Origin of the sequence: Streptomyces sp. NPDC007875, from assembly GCF_042868035.1 — a bacterium.
Lineage (GTDB): Bacteria > Actinomycetota > Actinomycetes > Streptomycetales > Streptomycetaceae > Streptomyces > Streptomyces antimycoticus.
Map to the genome: position 1 here is coordinate 43347 of NZ_JBIADZ010000018.1, position 21074 is coordinate 64420.

18 protein-coding genes are annotated in these 21074 nt (G+C 69.7%); 11 read left to right on the forward strand and 7 right to left on the reverse strand.

Annotated features, from left to right (window positions below):
• Nucleotides 1–355 precede the first annotated feature (355 nt).
• The gene (locus tag ACFYOY_RS31185; protein ID WP_351882990.1) at nucleotides 356–1978 is read left to right on the forward strand and encodes an ATP-binding cassette domain-containing protein; all 1623 of its coding nucleotides are present in this window, start codon (nucleotides 356–358) and stop codon (nucleotides 1976–1978) included.
• Nucleotides 1979–2058: 80 nt separating this feature from the next.
• Nucleotides 2059–2913, forward strand: coding sequence for an ECF transporter S component (locus ACFYOY_RS31190; RefSeq protein ID WP_351883108.1), 855 nt, complete (start codon nucleotides 2059–2061; stop codon nucleotides 2911–2913).
• A 54-nt stretch (nucleotides 2914–2967) separates the two neighbouring features.
• Here ACFYOY_RS31190 and ACFYOY_RS31195 read toward each other — a convergent pair whose 3' ends face one another.
• The gene (locus ACFYOY_RS31195; RefSeq protein ID WP_351882988.1) at nucleotides 2968–3168 is read right to left on the reverse strand and encodes an SCO3870 family protein; all 201 of its coding nucleotides are present in this window, start codon (nucleotides 3166–3168) and stop codon (nucleotides 2968–2970) included.
• A gap of 211 nt (nucleotides 3169–3379) precedes the next feature.
• The gene (locus ACFYOY_RS31200) at nucleotides 3380–4549 is read right to left on the reverse strand and encodes a steroid 3-ketoacyl-CoA thiolase (protein WP_351882986.1); all 1170 of its coding nucleotides are present in this window, start codon (nucleotides 4547–4549) and stop codon (nucleotides 3380–3382) included.
• A 261-nt stretch (nucleotides 4550–4810) separates the two neighbouring features.
• Here ACFYOY_RS31200 and ACFYOY_RS31205 point away from each other — a divergent pair, with 261 nt between their 5' ends.
• Entirely contained in the window at nucleotides 4811–6043 is a 1233-nt protein-coding gene (locus ACFYOY_RS31205) for a cytochrome P450 (RefSeq protein ID WP_351882984.1), read from the forward strand.
• A 58-nt stretch (nucleotides 6044–6101) separates the two neighbouring features.
• Nucleotides 6102–6701, forward strand: a complete 600-nt coding sequence (locus ACFYOY_RS31210; protein ID WP_351882982.1) for an HD domain-containing protein — start codon at nucleotides 6102–6104, stop codon at nucleotides 6699–6701.
• A 44-nt stretch (nucleotides 6702–6745) separates the two neighbouring features.
• Here ACFYOY_RS31210 and ACFYOY_RS31215 read toward each other — a convergent pair whose 3' ends face one another.
• The 3 genes from ACFYOY_RS31215 to ACFYOY_RS31225 form a co-directional block, all read right to left on the reverse strand.
• Nucleotides 6746–7378 carry a superoxide dismutase family protein gene (locus ACFYOY_RS31215; RefSeq protein WP_388590834.1) on the reverse strand — a complete coding sequence of 211 codons (633 nt, stop codon included), beginning with the start codon at nucleotides 7376–7378 and terminating at the stop codon, nucleotides 6746–6748.
• Between the two features lie 99 nt (nucleotides 7379–7477).
• Nucleotides 7478–9547: a bifunctional glycosyltransferase 87/phosphatase PAP2 family protein gene (locus ACFYOY_RS31220; protein ID WP_351882978.1), complete on the reverse strand. Its 2070-nt coding sequence runs from the start codon at nucleotides 9545–9547 to the stop codon at nucleotides 7478–7480.
• A gap of 272 nt (nucleotides 9548–9819) precedes the next feature.
• Entirely contained in the window at nucleotides 9820–10635 is an 816-nt protein-coding gene (locus ACFYOY_RS31225; protein WP_351883106.1) for an AraC family ligand binding domain-containing protein, read from the reverse strand.
• 165 nt (nucleotides 10636–10800) lie between these two features.
• Here ACFYOY_RS31225 and ACFYOY_RS31230 point away from each other — a divergent pair, with 165 nt between their 5' ends.
• The 3 genes from ACFYOY_RS31230 (at nucleotide 10801) to ACFYOY_RS31240 (ending at nucleotide 13360) form a co-directional block, all read left to right on the forward strand.
• A complete protein-coding gene (locus ACFYOY_RS31230) occupies nucleotides 10801–11211 on the forward strand; it encodes a DUF2000 domain-containing protein (RefSeq protein WP_351882976.1) in 411 nt (136 codons plus the stop codon).
• Between the two features lie 48 nt (nucleotides 11212–11259).
• Entirely contained in the window at nucleotides 11260–11586 is a 327-nt protein-coding gene (locus tag ACFYOY_RS31235; RefSeq protein ID WP_351882974.1) for an antibiotic biosynthesis monooxygenase, read from the forward strand.
• Nucleotides 11587–12163: 577 nt separating this feature from the next.
• Nucleotides 12164–13360, forward strand: coding sequence for a helix-turn-helix domain-containing protein (locus tag ACFYOY_RS31240; RefSeq protein ID WP_388590837.1), 1197 nt, complete (start codon nucleotides 12164–12166; stop codon nucleotides 13358–13360).
• An 84-nt stretch (nucleotides 13361–13444) separates the two neighbouring features.
• On the opposite strand, the gene ACFYOY_RS31245 is transcribed toward ACFYOY_RS31240, so the two are convergent.
• Both ACFYOY_RS31245 and ACFYOY_RS31250 read right to left on the reverse strand, forming a co-directional pair.
• On the reverse strand, nucleotides 13445–14740 hold the full coding sequence (locus ACFYOY_RS31245; protein ID WP_351882970.1) for a sialidase family protein: 1296 nt from the start codon (nucleotides 14738–14740) through the stop codon (nucleotides 13445–13447).
• Nucleotides 14741–14852: 112 nt separating this feature from the next.
• Entirely contained in the window at nucleotides 14853–16151 is a 1299-nt protein-coding gene (locus ACFYOY_RS31250; RefSeq protein WP_351882968.1) for a phosphatase PAP2 family protein, read from the reverse strand.
• 429 nt (nucleotides 16152–16580) lie between these two features.
• Here ACFYOY_RS31250 and ACFYOY_RS31255 point away from each other — a divergent pair, with 429 nt between their 5' ends.
• From ACFYOY_RS31255 to ACFYOY_RS31270, 4 genes are all read left to right on the forward strand, one after another.
• Nucleotides 16581–17996, forward strand: coding sequence for an acyltransferase (locus ACFYOY_RS31255; RefSeq protein WP_388590839.1), 1416 nt, complete (start codon nucleotides 16581–16583; stop codon nucleotides 17994–17996).
• A gap of 194 nt (nucleotides 17997–18190) precedes the next feature.
• On the forward strand, nucleotides 18191–18925 hold the full coding sequence (locus tag ACFYOY_RS31260) for a response regulator transcription factor (RefSeq protein ID WP_351882964.1): 735 nt from the start codon (nucleotides 18191–18193) through the stop codon (nucleotides 18923–18925).
• Nucleotides 18922–19695: a HAMP domain-containing sensor histidine kinase gene (locus ACFYOY_RS31265; protein ID WP_351882962.1), complete on the forward strand. Its 774-nt coding sequence runs from the start codon at nucleotides 18922–18924 to the stop codon at nucleotides 19693–19695. The genes ACFYOY_RS31260 and ACFYOY_RS31265 overlap by 4 nt, the downstream gene beginning before the upstream one ends.
• Before the next feature lie 124 nt (nucleotides 19696–19819).
• On the forward strand, nucleotides 19820–21064 hold the full coding sequence (locus ACFYOY_RS31270; RefSeq protein WP_388590842.1) for a cytochrome P450: 1245 nt from the start codon (nucleotides 19820–19822) through the stop codon (nucleotides 21062–21064).
• Nucleotides 21065–21074: the final 10 nt, after the last annotated feature.

Below are 21074 nucleotides of genomic sequence, written 5' to 3' on the forward strand. Positions count from 1 at the left end.
ACAGGGCCCCCGCCAAACCGGCCCAAGCCCGGGACCGGCAGAACACCCGTCCCGCAGCCGAGCGGCACCGGCAGCCCGACGACTCGGCCACGGAGCCGCCCCCGGGCGCGCCCCGCGAACCGGCCGCGCCGAACGACACCCCCGCCAGCCCGGCCCACGCCCGGGACCGACGGCGCCCCAAACCCCCGGGCACCGGTCCCAGCACCCGACCCGCCACCGAGCCGTACCCACGGCCCGACGGCGCAACGACGGAACCGCCCCCGGCCCCCGATGCCCACCCCACCCCCACCGCACCAACCCCGCCCGGCGAGCAAGAGGACGAGCGAGCCGGGGCGGGGTCCGAGGAGGCCACACAGTGATTCGGTTCGAGCAGGTGTCGGTCCACTACGACGGGGCGGCGCGGCCCGCACTCGCGGGGGTGGACCTGACCGTCCCCGAAGGGGAGCTGTGTCTGCTCGTCGGCCCGTCCGGGGTCGGCAAGTCGACACTGCTGGGCGCCGTCTCCGGGCTCGTACCGCATTTCACCGGTGGCACCCTGCGCGGCCGCGTCACCGTCGCGGGCCGGGACACCCGTACCCACAAGCCCCGTGAACTGGCCGATGTCGTCGGCACCGTGGGGCAGGACCCGCTCGCGCACTTCGTCACCGACACCGTCGAGGACGAGCTGGCCTACGGCATGGAGTCCCTCGGCATCGCGCCGGACACCATGCGCCGCCGGGTCGAGGAGACGCTGGACCTGCTGGGCCTCGCCGAGTTGCGGGACCGTCCCATCGCCACGCTCTCCGGCGGGCAGCGGCAGCGCGTGGCGATCGGCTCGGTGCTCACCACCCACCCCCGCGTCCTGGTCCTCGACGAACCGACCTCCGCGCTCGACCCGGCCGCGGCCGAGGAGGTGCTGGCCGTGTTGCAACGACTCGTGCACGACCTGGGCACCACCGTGCTGATGGCCGAGCACCGCCTGGAACGGGTGGTGCAGTACGCGGACCAGATGATCCTGCTGCCCTCCCCCGGCGCCGCCCCGCTGACCGGCGCACCGGCCGAGCTGCTGCCGGTGTCGCCCGTCCAGCCGCCCGTGGTGGCGCTGGGCGGCCTCGCGGGGTGGCCGTCGCCGATGCCGCTGTCGGTACGGGACGCACGTCGCAAGGCGGGACCGCTGCGGGAGCGGCTGGCGTCGCTCGCCCCGCGGGCGGTGGCCGATCCGCCGCCGGGCGAGCCGGTGGGCGAGATGGCGCGGCTGTCCGTGCGCCACGGCCGGGTCGAGGCGTTGCGCGGGGTGGACCTGTCGGTGCGGCCGGGCGAGACGGTGGCGCTGATGGGGCGCAACGGGGCGGGCAAGTCCACGCTTCTGGCCGGCCTGGTCGGGCTGCACGAACCCGCCTCGGGGTCGGTGCGGGTCGGCCCGGACCGGGTCGTACCGCATCGCACCCGCCCCGCCGAACTGCTGCGCCAGGTGGGCCTCGTGCCCCAGGAGCCGCGCGATCTGCTCTACGCGGACACGGTCGCGGCCGAATGCGCGGCGGCCGACCAGGACGCGGGCGCGGCGCCCGGCACCTGCCGTGAACTGGTCGGCCGGCTGCTGCCGGAGGTGGCGGACTCCGCCCATCCGCGTGATCTGTCGGAGGGACAGCGGCTCGCGCTCGCCCTGTCCGTCATCCTCACCGCCCGTCCGCCCCTGCTGCTGCTCGACGAGCCGACGCGCGGTCTCGACTACGCGGCGAAGGCGCGGCTGGTGGAGGTGGTGCGGGGGCTGGCGGCGGACGGCCACGCGATCGTGCTGGCCACCCACGATGTGGAGCTGGCGGCCGAACTCGCCCATCGCGTTGTCATCCTGGCCGAGGGCGAGGTGGTCGCGGACGGGCCCACGGCGGAGGTGGTGGTGTCCTCCCCCGCGTTCGCCCCGCAGGTGGCCAAGGTCCTGGCGCCGCTGCCGTGGCTGACGGTGCCACAGGTGCGCGAGGCGCTGGAGGGAACACCGTGAGCGGGCGGCGGCATCGGAACAGCGAGCCGCGCGGGGCCGCGGCGTACGACACGAAGCCGACCGCGGCGTCCAGCGGCCGCATCCGGGCCGTACGCCTCGGCCCGCGCTCGGTGGCGGCGCTCGCCCTCGTCTCCGCGATCGGTGTCGTCGCCTTCGGCTGGCCGCTGTTCGCACCGGGCGACTCCGGGATCACCACCCACGCCGCCGACGCGCCCTGGCTGTTCGCCGCGCTGCTTCCGCTGCTGCTGGCCGTGGTCGTGGCGACCATCGCGGACACCGGTCTGGACGCGAAGGCCATCGCGATGCTCGGAGTACTGGCGGCGGCGGGGGCGGCCCTGCGTCCGCTGGGCGCGGGGACGGCCGGGATCGAGCCGATGTTCTTTCTGATGGTGCTGTCGGGGCGAGTGCTGGGCCCCGGTTTCGGCTTCGTCCTCGGCGCCGTGTCGATGTTCGCGTCCGCGCTGCTCACCGGCGGCGTGGGGCCGTGGATGCCGTTCCAGATGCTGGCCATGGGCTGGGTGGCGATGGGCGCGGGACTGCTGCCCGGCGCCGCCCGGCTGCGCGGCCGGGCGGAGTCGCTGCTGCTCGCCGGGTACGGGGCGGTGGCGTCCGTGGCGTACGGGACGGCCATGAACCTGCAGGGCTGGACGCTGATGCAGGGCATGGCCTCGGGGATCTCCTACGTCTCCGGCGATCCGCTCGACGAGAACCTCGCCCGCTTCGTGGCGTACTGCCTGGCCACCTCGCTGGGCTGGGATCTGCCGCGCGCCGTGGTCACGATGGTGCTCACCCTCACCCTCGGCGGCGCCATCCTCAAGGCCCTGCGCCGAGCGACCCGCCGTGCGGCCTTCGAAGCCCCGGCCACCTTCGAGGCCCCGGCCGCCGTCGAGACCTCGGCCCCGCTGACGCCCCCTAGGGCGCGTACCGAGTCCTGATCAATCTGTCGATTCACTCTCGTGGCTGCGGTACGGCAAGACCTCGCGAAGAACTCAGTTCGAGCGCGACCGAGCGTCTCGGAACCAGGTCACCACAATCAGAGCCGCGGTGACGTACATCACGACGCTGAAGTTGGCCACGGATTCGACGTACTGCTCGTAGCCGTCTGCGCGCAGCTGAAGCGCGAGGGAACCAAGCGCAGTACCAAGCGCGGCGGTAGCGCCGGCGGTGGCGACGAATGGAGCCTTCGTCATTGGTGCTTCCTCCAAGCCACGAGACGATTGATCAATACCGAGATTACATGCATTGCCATGTCACTGCCGTAAGCGGGCGGACGGTCGGCCCAAGCACCAACTCCAGCGGCGGCCAGGGCAATAGCCGCGTCGAGGTGACCCGTGTGATCGCTGCCTGCGGGCGGATCGCGGTTGCGCGGCTCAAGGGATCCCAGTGGCCCGGCAACAGCCACTAAAGCCGCTGAATAATCGTCCCCGTAGCCAACGCCCCACCCGCGCACATCGTGATCAGCGCGAATTCCTTGTCCGCGCGCTCCAGCTCATGCAGCGCCGTCGTGATCAGACGCGCCCCCGTGGCTCCCACCGGATGGCCCAGGGCGATCGCGCCGCCGTTCACATTCACCTTCTCCAGGTCCTGTCCGAAGACCCGCGCCCAGGACAGCACCACCGAGGCGAACGCCTCGTTGATCTCGACCAGGTCGATGTCCTTCAGCGTCATCCCGGCCTTGCCCAGCACCGCCTTCGTCGCGTCGATCGGCCCGTCCAGATGGAAGTGCGGATCGGTGCCGACCAGGGCCTGGGCCACGATGCGGGCGCGTGGGCGCAGCTTCAGTGCCCGAGCCATCCGCTTGGAGGCCCACAGCACCGCACACGCGCCATCGGAGATCTGGGAGGAGTTGCCCGCGGTGTGCACGGCGGTCGGCATGATGGGCTTGAGTCCGCTCAGCGCCTCCATGCTGGTGTCGCGCAGCCCCTCGTCCCGGTCGACGGCCCGCCACATGCCCTCTCCGGCCGTCTGTTCCTCCTCGGTCGTGGGCACCTGCACCGCGAAGGTCTCGCGCTTGAACCGCTCCTCCGCCCAGGCCCGCGCCGCCCGCTCCTGGGAGATCAGCCCGAGGGCGTCCACGTTCTCCCGGGTCAGGCCGCGGTGGCGGGCGATCCGCTCGGCCGCCTGGAACTGATTGGGCAGATCCACGTTCCACTCCTCCGGGAACGGTTTGCCCGGGCCGTGTTTGGAGCCGCTGCCCAGCGGCACCCGCGACATGGCCTCGACCCCGCAGCCGATGCCGATGTCGATGACGCCGGTGGCGATCATGTTGGCCACCATATGATTGGCTTGCTGCGACGAGCCGCACTGGCAGTCCACCGTCGTCGCCGCGGTCTCGTACGGCAGGCCCATCGTCAGCCAGGCGGTGCGGGCGGGGTTCATCGACTGCTCCCCCGCATGGGTGACCGTACCGCCGACGATCTGCTCGACGCAGTCGGGCTGGATGCCGGTACGGGCGAGGAGTTCGCGGTAGGTCTCGCCGAGCAGATAGGCGGGGTGGAGGTTGGCGAGCGCGCCTCCGCGCTTGCCAATGGGGGTGCGTACGGCTTCGACGATGACGGGTTCCGCGGCCATGGCTGTCTCGTCCTCTCATCGCATCCGCGGGGCTCCCGGCAGCGCCCGCGCCAGAACTAGTACGCGTTCTAGTTCTTCAGCTCAGTCTGCTGAGGCCCGGCCCGGCGGCGCAAGGGTTGTGCAGGGGTTGAGCGGACCAGGAGCGGTATCAATCCCCGAAAACAATGGCCGCGTTCTCTCTTGCGACTTGTAGAACCCGTTACTACGTTGCGGACACTTCTGATAGGCCGTCAGATCTCCCGTCAGATCTCTGGAGTGGCCATGTCCTGTCCAGCACTCCCCGAAGGCTTTGACCTCACCGACCCCGACCTCCATCAGCACCGGGTGCCACTCCCGGAGCTCGCCCGACTGCGGCAGACCGCCCCCGTGTGCTGGATCCCCCAGCCCCACGGCATCGCCGGCTTCGGCGACGACGGCTACTGGGCCGTCACCCGCCACGCCGATGTCAAGGAGGTCTCCACCCGGCCGGAGATCTTCTCCTCCCACGCCAACACCGCGATCATCCGCTTCAACGAGCACATCCAGCGGGACCAGATCGACGTCCAGAAGCTGATCATGCTCAATATGGACCCGCCCGAACACACCCGGGTCCGCCAGATCGTCCAGCGCGGCTTCACCCCGCGCGCCATCCGCGCCCTGGAGGACGCCCTGCGCGACCGCGCGGAACGCATCGTGGCAGGGGCCCGGGAGAGCGGCAGCGGGGACTTCGTCACCGATGTCGCCTGCGAACTGCCGCTGCAGGCGATCGCCGAGCTGATCGGCGTCCCCCAGCAGGACCGGTCCAAGATCTTCGACTGGTCCAACAAGATGGTCGCGTACGACGATCCGGAACTGGCCATCACCGAGGAGATCGGCGCCGAGTCGGCCATGGAGCTGATCTCGTACGCCATGAACCTCGCCGCCGACCGCAAGGCGTGCCCGGCCAAGGACATCGTCAGCCGGCTGGTGGCCGCCGAGGACGAGGGCAATCTGGGCTCGGACGAGTTCGGCTTCTTCGTGCTGCTGCTCGCCGTCGCCGGCAACGAGACCACCCGCAACGCCATCAGCCACGGGATGCACGCCTTCCTCAGCCACCCCGACCAGTGGGAGCTGTTCAAGGCCGAGCGCCCGGCCACCGCCGCCGATGAGATCGTGCGCTGGGCCACTCCCGTGATGTCCTTCCAGCGCACCACCACCCAGGACACCGAACTGGGCGGCCGGCGCATCGAGGCGGGCGCGCGGGTCGGTGTCTTCTACTCCTCCGCCAACAACGACCCCGAGGTCTTCGACCGCCCCGAAGACTTCGACATCACCCGCGACCCCAACCCCCATCTGGGCTTCGGCGGTGGCGGACCGCACTTCTGCCTCGGCAAGAGCCTGGCGGAGCTGGAGATCCGGCTGATCTTCCAGGCCATCGCGGACACCCTCCCGGACATCCGGCTCGCGGGTGAGCCCCGGCGGCTGCGCTCGGCCTGGCTGAACGGGATCAAGGAGCTGAGGGTGACGTACACGTAAGCTATTCGTGGCGTGCCAGGAGTCCCACAACCTCCCGGACGCGGGCACACTGACCGCCATGAGCGAGATGTACGGTCCGCACGGCGCGGCGGGCGATCGGCGAAGACTTTTCGACTTCATAGCCCTCACCGCCCGCCTTCGTGACATCGAGCGCGCCAACAACGCCACCCCGGAGCGCAAGGAAAGTGTCGCGGAGCACTCCTGGCATCTGGCGATGGTGAGCTGGATACTGCACGGCGAGTTCGAACGCGAGGCCGGGCAGCGGCTCGACCTCACCAAGATGCTCAAGCTGTGCCTGATGCACGACCTCGTCGAGATGGACGCGGTGGAGCGGGGCGCCGGGGGCGGTGAGCCCCCGCGCTTCGCCTCGCTCCCCGCGCCGCTCGGCACCGAACTGCCGGCGCTGTGGCGGGAGTACGAGGAGGGCCGTACGCCCGAGGCGTGTCTGGTGCGCGGGGTGGACCGGCTCAACCCCACCCTGATGCGCTGTCTGACCGGCCAGGGCTGGGGCGATATGGCCACCGACGGCCACGCTCCCGTGGACGCCGAGGCGCTGGACGGGCTGCATCTGCCACGGGTCGCCGTGAGCGAGACGCTGCGCGCGCTGTACGAGGAGATCAGGAACGCCTCGGTGGAGGGCGGGCTGCTACCGCCGTGAGGCCCGCCCGCCCTCCGGAATCCCGAGACGCCCCCGGAGCGCCGCTACTTGAACGGCACGTTGACGCACGCCACCCGGGCGCCCGCCTGCCCGGCCTTGCCCTGTGTGGTGCCCGTCGCATGCTTGTGGATCACCACGGAACGGGCCTCACCGGACCTGAAGTTCCACTTCACCCAGGACTTGGCCCAGCCCTTGCCGTTGCTCTTGGTGGTGAGGTCCAGCCACACCTCGTTGTGCGGGTTGGCGTACTTCGGGTTGGTCGAGGGCTGCTTGGGGTCCTTCTTGTTCTGGTAGTGCGGCCCCGACGAGTCGGGCTTGGTGCCACACGGCTTCGTATGGACATGGATCCCGAAGTGGTGATCGGCCGGGAGGCCACGCACGCTGATGAACACGAACGTGCCCTTGTGCATCGGGTAGTGGCCGTGGTCCTCCCCACCTTCGTGGTGGTTCTTCATGCCCTTGCCGCTCAGCCGCGCCTCCGCGATGAACACCGACGCGGACGTCGGCACCAGCGACTTGTCGTACGTCACCGCACTGGCGGTCTTCGCCTGCGACGCCGGCTGGAAACTGTCGTGGACGATGACGAAGGGGTGCGGCGGCGCGGCGGCCGCGGGGGTCGCTATGGCCATCGAAGCGCCCATCGCGACCGCCGCGGTTACTGCCTTCACCAGGGACATCGTTGATCCCTCCTCGGTCGGGGTCCCCGCCCCCCGTCTCGATTCCCGGATCCCCCCGTTTAACGCGCTTTCACGCCTTTCCGCCCCCTTCTCACCACGCTAGACCCGCTGGTCATGCCGCTCAACGCGAGCCCGTCCCTCTTTCGGGGGCTCAGCCCCGGCATTGGCGGGCTCGGCGTCGTCGTGCTGTCCGCTGCGCTGCCGCACCAGCCCCGGCACCAGCCCTCTGGCCCGGGCGAGCGCGGCGCCCATCGCCGCCGACAGCGGCGGCGCCTCCTCGCGCGGGCGCTTGCCCACACCGAGCAGCACGTACTGCAGCCCGAACCCGGCCGAGACGATGACCGCGCCGCCGATCGCGTCCAGCACATAGTGGTTGGCGGTGCCCACGATGACCGCCGTCGTCAGCAGCGGGTACAGGATGCCGAGCGCCTTCGCCCATACGTACGGCGCCACGATCGCGATGACCACGCCGCACCACAGCGACCACCCCACATGCAGCGAGGGCATGGCCGCGTACTGGTTGGACAGCTTGGTGAGGGCGCCGAAGTCCGGGTTGTTCAGATCCTGCGGGCCGTGCGCGGTGTCCACGTACCCGAGCCCCATCAGCCGCGGCGGGGCCAGCGGGTAGAGCCAGAAGCCCACCAGGGCGAGCATCGTGGCGAAGGCCAGCGGCGTACGGGCCCAGCGGTAGGTCGCCGGGCGGCGGAGATACAGCCAGGCCAGCAGGGACAGCGGGATCAGGAAGTGGAAGGTGCTGTAGTACCAGTTCATGAAGTGCTTGAGCCACGAGGTGTCCGCCACGATGGCGTTGAACCAGTGCTCGATGTCGATGTGCAGCCACCTCTCGGCGGTGAGCACCTGGTCCCCGTGGCCCTCGGCCACACTGCGCTCGTCCGGTGCATGGGCCCGGATCCAGGAGTAGGCGAAGTAGCCGACGCGGATCAGCATCAGCTCGAGCATCAGGTTCGGGCGGGACAGCGGCCGCTTGAGGAAGCGCAGCAGCGGCATCCAGGCGAAGCGGCTCTTGGCCGGGTCGGCGACCGGCGTCGGCTCGGGGACGTCCCAGCGCGGCGAGGTGCGGGAGTGGAACGGCACCACACAGGCGGCGACGAGCGCGGCGAGAAGCGGCGCATTGTAGCCGATATGGCCGAGGATCTCGATGTCGGGCAGCAGCGCGGTGCGGCTGAGCGACATCGCCAGCACCACCAGAACCGGCCACACCAGCCGGTCGGAGGCGCGCCGCCCCACCCGGCCGACCACGGCCAGCAGGATCCACAGCTGCTGGTGCTGCCAGGAGGTGGGCGAGACCGCGAGCGCGACGCTGCCGGTGATGGCGGCGGCGAGCAGCAGCTGCCCGTCCTTCGCGTAGTGCACCGCGCGCCGCAGGCCGATCACCGCGACGGCGACCGCGAGCACGGCCAGCAGCGCCAGCTCGACCGGGCCCTCGAGACCGATGCGCAGCAGCAGCCCGTGCAGCGACTGGTTGGCCAGGCTGTCGGCGGGCGCGCCGAGCCCGGCGCCGCCGATGTGGTGGCCCCAGTACGTCCAGGAGTCGTGCGGCATGGCCGCCCAGGCGAGCGCGGTGCACACGGCGAACGTGGCGCCCGCGAGCGCCGCCGCCCGGCGCCGTCCGATGAGCCACAGCACGACGGCGAACAGCAGCAGCGCGGGCTGCAGCGCCGCGGCGACCCCGATGAGCACACCGGCCTGCCGCCCGGAGGTTCTGGGCAGCACGGTGAGGACGACCAGAAGCACCGGGATGATGCTGGTCTGGCCGAGGGTGAAGGTGTTGCGCACCGGAAGCGAGAGCACCAGCAGGCTGATGGCCAGCGGTGCGGCGATCAGCGAGGTGCGGCGGGAGACCGGGCCGGGCAGCGACCGGGCCACGACCAGCCCGAGGACCACGACCAGCAGCAGGGTGCCGAAGGTCCAGGCGACCCCGAGGCTCTGCTCGGCGGCCCGGGTCAGGGGCTTGAGGACGAGCCCGGAGAACGGTGTGCCGGTGAAGGAGTCCCCGTCGTACAGCGACCCCCTGACATGCAGCACACCCTCTTCGCCGATCCAGGTCTCCAGGTCGGTCAGCCGCTCATCGGGGGGCAGCCGCAGCACCGCCGCCGCCTGACGGACCGCCAGTACGCCGGCCAGGAGCCACAGAGCCGCGAGCCCCATTCTGGTCCGTGACGTCCGCGCCCCGACGGCACCGGGACCCGGCCCCGTGTCCGGGGTTCTCCTCAGTCCGCTCCGCTCCACGTTCGCCACGCCCTGCCGCTCCCCCACTCGCCCTTTTCACCTGTCCTGGATGTTTGGAGACCCTACTGAGCCCACTACTCAGACGCCGAACACTCCCACTTCACCTGACCGTCGTCCGAGGTTGTCCGAAAGATGTCAGGCTTTGGCAGGGTGCTTGCGCTCCGTATGAGTCCGTACGGTCCAGCCCAATTTCACCAGGGCTGCGGGGTGCGCCGCGAATCGGGACTCGCCGCGCGCTGAAATGTTCCCGGCGTCACTCCGAAGCACCGCACGAACCACCGGTGGAAATGGCTCTGGTCGGCGAACCCCGCCTGGGCCGCGGCCTCGGCCGCGCTACGGCCCGCCACCAGCAGCCCGCGCGCCCGGCGCAGCCGAAGCTGCCGCTGGAAGTCGCTCGGCGCCATCCCGTACGCGGCGCGGAACGCCCGGTAGAGCGCGAAGCGGCTGCACCCGGCGGCCTCCGCGAGCCGCGCCGCCGGGATCTCCTCCAGGTACGCCTCCTCCAGCAGCGCCCGGGCCCGCCGCGCGGCCCGCGCCTGCTCACCGCTCCCGCCCGGCAGCTCCCGGGCGCGCAGCGGCCCGGTGGCCCCGCGCCGCACCAACGCCCCGACGGCCGCCGTCAGCCGCTCGTCCCGCTCCAGCGGACCGGCGCCGCCGACCAGGGCGGTGTGCAGCCGCAGCAGGGCGGGGACCAGCACGGGATCGGAGACCACCGGCCGGTCGAACAGCGGCAACGCCGCCCGGCCGGCCGCGCGGTCGGCCACATCGGCGAGGACATTCCGCATCACATCGGGACTCATGTGGACGATGCGGTACTTGTAGCCGAGTTCGGCGGCCGCCTCCCCGTCATGCGGATCGTCGGGGTTGAAGACCATCACCATCCCCGCCCCGCTGGTGCGCAGCGCCCCCCGGCACCGGAAGCGCTGGGCGCCGATCTCGGTGACCGCGAAGGAGTAGGCGTCATGGCTGTGGGGATGGAAGCGATGGCTGAAGAAGTGGGCGTGCATGGCCTCCACGGACTGGTCGGGATCGCGCCAGTACCGGACCCAGTCCGCGGGCCCCCGTTCCCCTTCTCCTGCTACACCCACGCCCCCATTGTGCCGCTGTGCCGCGTACCGCCCCCGCACCAGCGTTCAAGACCGCGGGCCGCAGCGGTGGCGAGACTGCCGTCCATGCGTTTCGACACCAAGATCGCCGTCATCGTCCGCACCGACCTCGCCGACTGGCAGAAGCTGAACGTGACCGCGTTCCTCTCCAGCGGCCTGGCACACGCGACGGACGAGATCGTCGGCAAGCCGTACGAGGACGCTTCGGGCAACGTCTACCTCCCGATGTTCCGCGAGCCGGTCCTCGTCTACGCCGCCGACGCCCCCGCCCTCACCCGCACCCACGCCCGCGCCCTCTCCCGCGACCTGCCGACCGCCCTCTACACGGAGGAGCTCTTCGGCACCAACAACGAGGACGACAACCGCGCGGTGGTCCGCGCCATCGACGCCGACGCGCTGAACCTGGTGGGCCTCGCGGTCCATGGGCCGCGCAGCCAGGTGGACAAGGTGACCAAGGGCCTGAAGCTGCACGGCTGAGGGTGAGGCACCGCGGATGCACGGCATCGGCTACGGCAAGATGGGGCCATGAGCGTAGTCAAGATCAATGTGCTGACCGTGCCGGAGGAACAGCGCGAGGTGCTGGAGAAGCGCTTCGCGTCGCGCGCCGGAGCCGTGGAGGGCTCCGACGGTTTCGAGTGGTTCGAGCTGCTGCGCCCGGTCGAGGGGACCGACCAGTACCTCGTCTACACGCGCTGGCGCAGCGAGGAGGACTTCCAGGCGTGGATGGAGGGCCCCATGAAGGCGGCCCACCAGCGCGGCGGCGAGGACGCCCCGAAGCAGAAGCCCGCCGCGGCCGGCTCCACCCTGTGGTCCTTCGAGGTCGTCCAGCAGGCCGCGCCCAAACAAGGCTGAGCCGGGCCCTTTACGAACACCGTCAGCCCCCTGGCCCTGACCAGAGGGCTGGCGGTTTCGTGGTGCACCCGTCAGTACGACCGACGGAGGGTCACGTGCACCGATACACATCGGGGGCACTGGCACGGCGGCCACACCGACGTCTCCAGCGGCATCAGGGGGTCGGTGGACCTGACCACACGCGTCGGCCCGTAGGTCTTCCCGCTGTCCCGCGAAACACGCAACGTCATCATCGCGCGGCCCTTCACCGGGCTGCCTCGTTGTGAAGCGGGCCGTCGTGGTGCCGCTGGAGTTCGATGAGACAGGTGGTCGCCCACTTCTGATCGCCGTTGCGCCTTGCCTCGGCTTGCTGTCGTAACAGCGCCCCGCACACATCACGGTCGTCGTTGGGCGTGTTCGCGGGTGGGGTGGCTGGGCTAGTGTCCGACACGTTGTCGCTCCTGTTGGCGATGGCCATGCCCCCGGGCCGGTCGCACGGTCGCGGGGGTCCTTGCGTACGCCCAAGACAACCGCGAACGCACGGTCGCGGTTGGTGATCACCTGGTGACTGCGCGGTGACAGCCGTACCCTGGTCACCATGAGCAGCGGGGAGTTCAGCCAGCGAGTCCGCGACTTAGTGCGCGACCGGGACATGAGCGTCCGGGCGGTCGCCCGCCACCTGAACTACGACCACGCCTATCTGTCCCGCGTGCTCTCCGGGAAGCAGCAGCCGTCGAGGCAACTCGTCACGGCGCTGGACAACCTGCTCAAGACAGACGGGGAACTCGCGGAAATCGCGGTACGAGTAGCACCGCCAGCAGTTTCGCCGAAAGCTGCTGAATCACCGGCCATCACTGATCGGATACTCAAGCTCAACGAGGCACGTGGAGCCGACTTCGTACACGCCATCCGGGAGACTTCCCATCGGCTGGTCGTCCTGGACAATGAATTCAGCGGGGTATCCATCGCCGAGCCCGCAGGCCGCGCGTTCAAGGTCGTACATCGGCGGCTCGGAGCCGGAGACTATGATCCGCGGCATGAGCGCGACATTCAGTCGGCCGCCGCGGAACTCGCCGAAGTCGCCGGCTGGGCTCTTTTTGACGCGGAAAGAAACGGCGCCGCCCAGCGCTTCAACCATCAGGCACTGTTCCTTGCGAATCTTTCGGGGGACCGCTCCATCGCACTGCTGACGCTGCAGAACATGGCGATGCACAGTGAGTGGCGTGGGCGGTACCAAGAGGCGCTGTCCATCGCCCGGTCGGTGCTCAACCGTAGGCGGCTGTCCCCGCGCGTCGAGGCGATGTTCCGCTTCCGCGAAGCCAAGGGACTGGTCGGCACGGGACGTACGTCGGATGCCCTCGAGTCGCTCGAACGCGCCCGGTCGCTCATCGAAGACGGTAACGATGTCGGCGAGCCGGACTGGGCATGGTGGGTGACCCACCGGGAAATTGACGGCCACTGGGGTCACACACTTCAGATCGCCGGTGACGTACAGAAAGCTATCGAGCTACTACTGCAATCCGTACAACCAGGGCGTGGCGTCGCGACCGGCTACGCAAGTTTGTCATCCGCACGGCTCGCACAATGTCTGCTGGACGTCAACGCATGGCGCGACGCGGAAGACGTCGTCAGATCCCTGGTCACCGCCGCACCCGGAATCTCGTCGGGGCGGACCCTCCGCGCCATCGGTGATGTCGCCAAGCAGCGCGAAAGGCTGAACGGTGCGCCGCAAAGCCTCACGGATACCCTTGAGCACCTGGGAGAAAAGCTCGACGAGGATCCCTTCACCCTTTAGGTCACTGACGGCTCGCCGACGCGCCCCCGCGCAGCGCGGGTGACACACTCCGCGCCGCTGCCGGAGCACGCACCGGCAGCCGGGTCATGTGCCATTCGTGGCGTGGTACGGCCGGCACACTCCCCCGTCGTAGTCGGTCGCGATCTCCAGTACTTCGTGCCCGTCGGATGAGGGCAGCAGGCTGGAGCTGTAGTTGGGGCAGGGGTCGAGCTTGTCGGATTTCACGGTGACGGGGGCCGGGATTTCTCGCCAGGCGCCGTCGCCGCCCTTGCTGTTGGTCCAGATCGTGCGGCCGCTGCCCTCGGCCCTGCTGCCGTCCGCGTTGTACATCGCCTGTCCGATCAGCAGCAGCTTGCCCTGCGGATTCCCCTCCTCCGGTGCCCAGGCCAGGTTCGGCGCGTGCTTGAAGTACTTGCCGTCCGCCGTCTCGGGCCGGGTGCCGAGGTTGGTGGGGTCGCCCCAGTCCCATCCGTCGGGAGAGGTGCGGTAGTGCACGACGCAGGAGAACTTGGGGTCCTCGGAGCAGATCTCGTACGTCATGACGTACGTGCCGTTCGGCAGCTTCCGTACGACCGCCATCCCGGGGCGGTCGGCGGCCGGGGTGCCGGCGACGGTGTCGTGGAGGCCGCTCCATGAGACGCCGTCGCGTGAGCGTACGGCGACGAGCTTCTGGCTGTGGCGCGGATCGGTCTCGTCGGAGTAGTGGCAGACCAGGTTCCCCTCCGCGTCGATGGAGAACTCTGGCTCCCACAGCCCCTTGGTGTCCTCGGCGGTCGCGACCGTGGACAGATGAGACCACTTCCGCCCCAGGTCGGTGCTCTTGAACACCTCGATCGTCATACGGCGACCGGGCGCGTCCTGGCCGAAGGAGGCGGCCCACAGCAGCGTGCCGGCCGGCATGTCGCCGATCTGTTGCGGCAGCTCGTAGAGGGTCGCGCAGCACAGCCCCCGGCCGCTGGCGGACTTGGGGTCGGCCACGGTGCCCACCTGGCTGAAGCTGGATCCGCCGTCGGTGCTCTCCTGGACGGCGCCGATGCCGTTGCCGCCGTCATGGACGACGGTCGAGGCGAGCACGCGTCCGTTGTCCTTGCCGCTGTGCTGCAGCCGGATCGCCCGGGGGTAGAGGGCCCCGCCGTCGCGCAGCGGAGTGGGGGCCGTCGTGCGCAAGGACCCCGCGTCGCCCGCGCCGCTCTTCGCGGAGGCGCCTGGGGAGCCGGAGCCCCGGGAGTCGGAGGCGGTGGAGGACGCGGCCTTGGTGTCACCGCTGGAGTCACCGTCCTGGCAGGCGCTCAGCCCGAACGCGGCGACGGCGGCCACCGCGACGGCGGCGACTTTTCGAGCGTGGTGACGTGCGGTGCGGGGCGCGGTGCGGTGGGACATGTGTCTCCCCCCTTTGTCAGCAGGTGGTCCCGTCCTTCGGGCCCTGTGACCACCAGGCTGTCCGCTGCCGCTGATGATCCTCTGCTGATCGACTAACGCCTCGCTAACCCACTCACACCAGCTCGGGCTGCGGTTCCGGTTGCAGCGCTGGTGCGGCCTTCGGCTCCCACACCCTGGTGGTCCGTACGTAGCCGTGGATCACCGAGCCCATCGCCAGCAGGAGAAGCGGTCCGAACAGCCACGGATGTCCGGCCATCTCCACCGGCAGATAGCGATAGGCCACCAGGAGTGCGGCGAAGACCGCCGTGCCGTGGACGACCAGCTGGGTTCCTGACCGGTCCCAGCCACGTGCGAGCGAGCGCAGCGCCGCCTCGATGGTGAGCGCGAACACCACACCGGCGACGAGATCCACGCCGTAGTGGTAACCGAATCCCAGCGTCGCGCTGAGCGTCGCGATCAGCCAGAACGTGCCGGCGAAGCGCAGCAGACGTGGGCCCTGGCGGGAGTGAACGAAGATCGCGGTGGCCCACGCCGTATGCAGACTGGGCATGCAGTTGCGTGGCGTGATCTCGTCGAACGGTATCGAGTGCGGGGCGCTGATGGGCGGCAGGGTGTGCGGCCACAGGTTGGCCGTCGCCCACAGCTCGCCGCCGGTACCGAAGGCGCCGGTGCCGTAGGCGAAGATCGGTCCGACCACCGGGAAGATCATGTAGATGGCCGGCCCGAGGAGGCCGATGGCCAGAAAGGTGCGCACCAGATGGTGGCCCGGGAAGCGGCGCTCGACCGCCACGTTGCGCAGTTGATACAGCGAGACGATGACCGCGGCCACCGGAAGCTGAGCGTAGACGAAGTCGAGAACATGGGCACCGATCGGCCCCATGGCCGCGACAATCCGGCCTGCCAGCCACGACGGGTTGCCCAGCGCGTGATCGGCGGTTGCCAGGTACGGGTCGAGCACCGCTGGGCGGGTCTTCGCCGTGATGAGCAGCCAGGTATCGCCGGTCTTGCGGCCGGCCACCAGCAGCAGGCCCAGCCCGACGCCCTTGAGCAGCAGCCCGCGTTCCCGGCCGGTGCGGCGCGTGACCGCGATGACCACACAGCCCAGCATCACCCACAACGCGCCGTTGCCGAAGGGGTGGCCTTCGGTCAGCTTTGCGCCGACCGCCCACCGCACCAGCAAGAAGACGACGTCGATGCCGATCGCGGCACCAGCCGCGATGAGCCGCTCCCGCCAGGTGAGCACCAACATCATCAAGCCCATACCGGAGTACAACAGGAAGCCCGACTTGGGGGGCAATACCACCTCTTGCACCTGAGTGGTGACCGGCCCCGGCAGGCCGTAGCGGCGCGCGGTGATCTCCAGCGCGATGAAGAATCCGAGGGCCACCACACCCGCCGCGGCGTACAGCATCGCCCGTGGTCGACGCCACGTGGTGGACGTAGCCGTGCGGCTTATTCGGGAAATCACCCGCGATGCTATACGTTTCAATGCTTTGGCCGATTTGCTAGATGTTGGGTATTGGTCGCTCTTCGTACCGGATAGCGCCGTTTTCCGGCGATGGGCGGACGATGGGGGCTCTCGCCGTAAGTTCCGATCATGCTAACGGAGCGATGCGGGTGGGTGACGTCGCAGCGCCGTAGCCCCCTCCTCAGCCGGGCCTCGCCCCGGCAGGCCGCGGGCCCCCGGCGGCCGGTACCTCCGTGAGCCGACCTCGCTCGCCCATTTTTCAAAATTGCCTGAAACAAGTTCTAGTCAATGAGGCGGCGTTCACCCCGGGGGTAGGGTCCGTACACCGACCCAGAAACACATTCGGACAGAACGAAAGAACGTGCGCAAATGATGGCATCCCCCACTGCCACCGAGAGCGAAACCAAGCGATCGATCACCGTGCGCGCCGGAGAGGCGAGCGGTGAGCGCATACGTTTGAGCGTCTACGACATGCTCATCGGGCTGGTCTACACCCCACGTACCTTTTTCTACCGGGAGACGCTCGACGGCGAAGCGCTGCGCGCCTCCCTCAGCAGAACACTGCTCAACTTCCCGATGGTTTCAGGCCGCATGAAGAAGGATCCCGACGGCCGCCTCAGCGTGCTCTGCGACGACTCCGGTGTGCGCTTCATCGAGACATACGCATCCGAGCCCATGCCGGATCACGGACCTCACCACACGGCGAAAAAGGGCATCAATCGCTATCTGAGTCAGGTCAACCCGCTCCAGGTGGTCGACGCCGACACACCGCTTTTCACGGTGAAGCTCACCCATATGAAAGGCGGCGGCTCCGTTCTGGGTGTCAACATGAACCACGCCGTGGCCGACGGATCCGCCTATATGCGGTTCATGGAGAGCTGGTCGAAGGAGCACCGAGGGCTCGGGTACCCCGCACCCGGCCACGACCGCGGCATCATCGACGCCCTCGCGGCGCCGGTCGCGGATGACGCCCGGCCGGACAACGACCACTTCACGGTCACCAAGCGCGGCCGGAAGTCCGCCTATGTGGCCCGTATCCTGCTGAGCAGCATCGCCAAGGTGACGACGATGGTGACCACCCGCTTCACCGCCGCCGAACTGGCCACCATGAAGGACGCCGCGATGGCCGACCTCGCGGGCACAGGGCGATGGGTGTCGACCAATGACGCGCTGACCGCCCATCTCTGGAAAGTCCTCGGCGCATTGCGAGACCGCCCCGACACGAGCGTGGAAAAGCTGGGCCTCCTCGCCGACTTCCGTGCTTTCGGCGGCGGGGCCGTACCGGACGGCTACTGGGGCAACACCGTCACCAACACCCGGCCCGGGATGCCCGCGGCCGAACTGCGCTCCCGCCCTCTCGGCGAGGTCGCCACGGCGGTCCGCGCGGGCTATGCCGAGAACACTGAGGAGAAAATTCGCCAGGAAACGGCGTTCCTCTGTGCCGAATACGAGGCGGGACGCCTCAAGCGCATCCTGCCCTCCATGACGCTCGACAAGTTCGAGAACACCATCGTGATCAACAACTGGTCGAAGCTCCCCTTCTACAGCCTCGACTACGGAGCGGGCACGCCCTTCTGGTACGACGTCCCGGCGCTTCCCACTCCCTGGACCGTACTCATAGCGCCGACTCCGGCGGACGAGCCCGGTGGCCGCGATGTGCATATGGCAGTGCCCCGTGCATTGGTCCAGACCCTTCGGGAACAGTCCTGGACCGACCGGTTCCACTGTTACGCGGATTCCGGCGAGGCATCCGCGCTGACTTTCGGATCACCTAAAGCCGGAGGGTGAGGAAACCGGAAGGTGAAGAAGCCGGAAGGTGTGGAAACCGGAAGGCCGTGAGCCGTGGGGGCCGGCGCCCCCACGGCCCGTATGAGCCCCGCCCCGTCCCCCTACCCCCTGTCCCCCTGTCCCCCTGTCCGGATCCCATCGGTCGCGGTCAGGGCCCCGTGCCCCGGAACGGTCGGTTCACGTAGTGTCATGGCGTGTACGGGAGTGTCAGCGAGAAACCAGCGCCCGCCCGTGGCAACGGGCAGCACATCCTGGTCGTCGACGATGAGTCGAGAATCGCCGAGCTGCTCTCGACCACCCTCGAGCTGGCCGGTTACCGGGTCGGCACCGCGGCCACCGGCGGAGAGGCGCTCGATCGGGTCGGGCGGGAGCGGCCCGACCTGGTGATCCTCGATGTGATGCTGCCCGATCTGGACGGCTTCACGGTGTGCCGCCGCCTGGTCGCGGCCGACGAGAACCATCCGCCGGTGCTCTTCCTCACCGCCCGCGACTCGCTGGACTCGCTGGTCACCGGCCTCGGCATCGGCGGGAACGACTACGTGACCAAGCCGTTCCGGATCGCCGAGGTGCTGGCCCGGGTGCAGGCCCTGCTGCGCACCCGCACCCGACGGCGGGAGGAGCCCTCGCCGCGCTACGCGGATCTGCTGCTGGACGATACGACCCGTCAGGCGCGACGCGGTCGGCGGGCGCTGGAGCTGACCCCGGCCGAGTTCCGGCTGCTGCGCTATCTGCTGGTCAACGCGGGGCAGGTGCTGTCCAAGGAGCAGATCGGCGAGCATCTGTGGGTGGCGGACCACCGGCGTTACGGGGACAACGCCATCGAGAAGCTGGTCTCCCGGCTCCGCCACAAGGTCGACGAGACCGGGCCCGCTCTGATCCACACCCGCCGTGGCTTCGGCTACTGGCTCGGCCGGCTCGCCTCCCCATGAGCATGCACGAGCGCTGCGGGGACGAGCGCTGCGGGGACGAGGCCTGCGGAAACGGCCGGCGCCATGGCGAGGACGCGTACGAGCGCCAGCAGCGGCTGGAGGTGCTGCTGCACGAGCTGCGCACCTCCCTCACCACCATCCGCGGCTGGGCCGAGCTCCCCCTGCAGGGGCTCAGCGACGACCCCGAGCTGATGGTGCGCGCCCTGCGCCGGATCCAGGACGAGGCCGACCATATGCACCAGGCGGTCCAGCAGGTGTTTCCGCGTACGGACGCCTCCTGGGTACGGCCGCTGGACGCGGAGCCGGTGGATCTGCGGGACGTGGCCGACGAGGCGGTGGCGGATCTGCGGCTGCTCGACCCCGAACGCCCCATCGCCCGCGAGAACTCCGGCCGGGCGACCCTCGTCGCCGACAACCGCATGCTGCGGCACGCCGTCCGCAATCTGCTGGGCAACGCGCTGCGGCACACCCCCGCCGGGTCCCCGGTGACCGTGGCGGTGCGCGGTCCGGTGCCCGGTTCCGGTGGGCAGCCGCGCGTCGAGCTGTCAGTCAGCGACCAGGGCCCCGGTATGAGCCCGCACGACATCGCCCGGCTCACCTCCCCCCGCTCCGAGGACGGCCCGAGCGAGCTGGGCGGCGGCCTCGGCCTCTCCATCGTGCGGCGGGTGGTCGAGCGGCACCACGGCGAGGTGATCGTGCGCAGCGCACCGGACCACGGCACCACGGTCACGGTGGCCTTCCCCACAGTCAGCGTTTCGTCAGGAAACTGACCGGAGGACGTCAGGTCGAGCGGGTTCGCTGGTCACCACGTCCCCCGGAACGCGAAGGTTCACGTCCCCATCACGCGAAGGTTGACGCTCCGCTCCCATCGGAATCCCCCACCCGAGGAGAGACATGACCGAGACGCTGACAGAGACCACGACCGAGGCGGAAGAGCCGCTTCCGGAATTTCCGATGCCGCGGGCGGCCGGCTGCCCCTTCGCCCCGCCCCCGGCCGCACGGGCGCTGCACACCGAACGGCCGGTCACGCGGGTGCGGCTGTGGGACGGCAGCGCCCCGTGGCTGGTGACCCGGTACGCCGACCAGCGCGCCCTGCTCGCCGACCCGCGGGTCAGCTCCGAGGCCACGCTGCCCGGTTTTCCGCATGCGACCGCCGCCTTCCGCGAGAACGCCCCGCAGCGGCGGACCTTCCTCACCATGGACGACCCCGAACACGCCCGGATCCGCCGGATGGTCACCGGACCGTTCGCGATCAAGCGAATCGAGGCGATGCGGCCCGAGGTCCAGAAGATCACCGACGATCTGATCGACACCATGCTGGCCGGTCCGGCCCCGGTCGACCTGGTACAGGCACTCGCGTTGCCGCTGCCGTCGCTGGTGATCTGCCGGCTGCTCGGAGTGCCGTACGAGGATCACGACTTCTTCCAGCGGAACAGCTCAGTCATGATCAACCGTTACTCCTCGGTCGAGGACGCGGTCGGCGCCAACAAGGCGCTGACCGACTATCTGGACGAGCTGGTCGCCGCCAAACTCGCCGACCCCGCCGACGACATGCTCTCCGAGCTGGCCGCCCGGGTCAGGGCCGGAGAGCTGACCCAGCGCGAGGCCGCCAACATGGGCGTGCTGCTGCTGATCGCCGGCCATGAGACGACCGCCAACATGATCGCCCTCGGCACCGTCGCCCTGCTGGAGAACCCCGACCAGCTCGCCGTCCTGCGGGAGACCGACGACCCGAAGGCTGTCGCCAGGGCCGTCGAGGAACTGCTCCGCTATCTGACCATCGTGCACAACGGCCGGCGCCGGGTCGCGCGGGAGGACATCGAGATCGGCGGCGAGACCATCCGCGCCGGGGACGGGATCATCGTCTACACCGGCACCGGCAACTGGGACGAGGAGGTCTTCCCCGAGCCCGAGCGGCTGGACATCGGCCGTGACGCCCGCCGCCACATGGCGTTCGGCTTCGGCGTCCACCAGTGCCTGGGCCAGCCGCTGGCCCGGATGGAGCTGCAGGTGGTCTACGGCACGCTCTACCGCCGTATCCCCACTCTGCGGCTGGCGACCGGAGTCGACCAACTACCGTTCAAGGAAGACGGTTTGGTCTACGGCGTCTACGAACTGCCCGTCACCTGGGCGTCATGAGCAGCGGAGG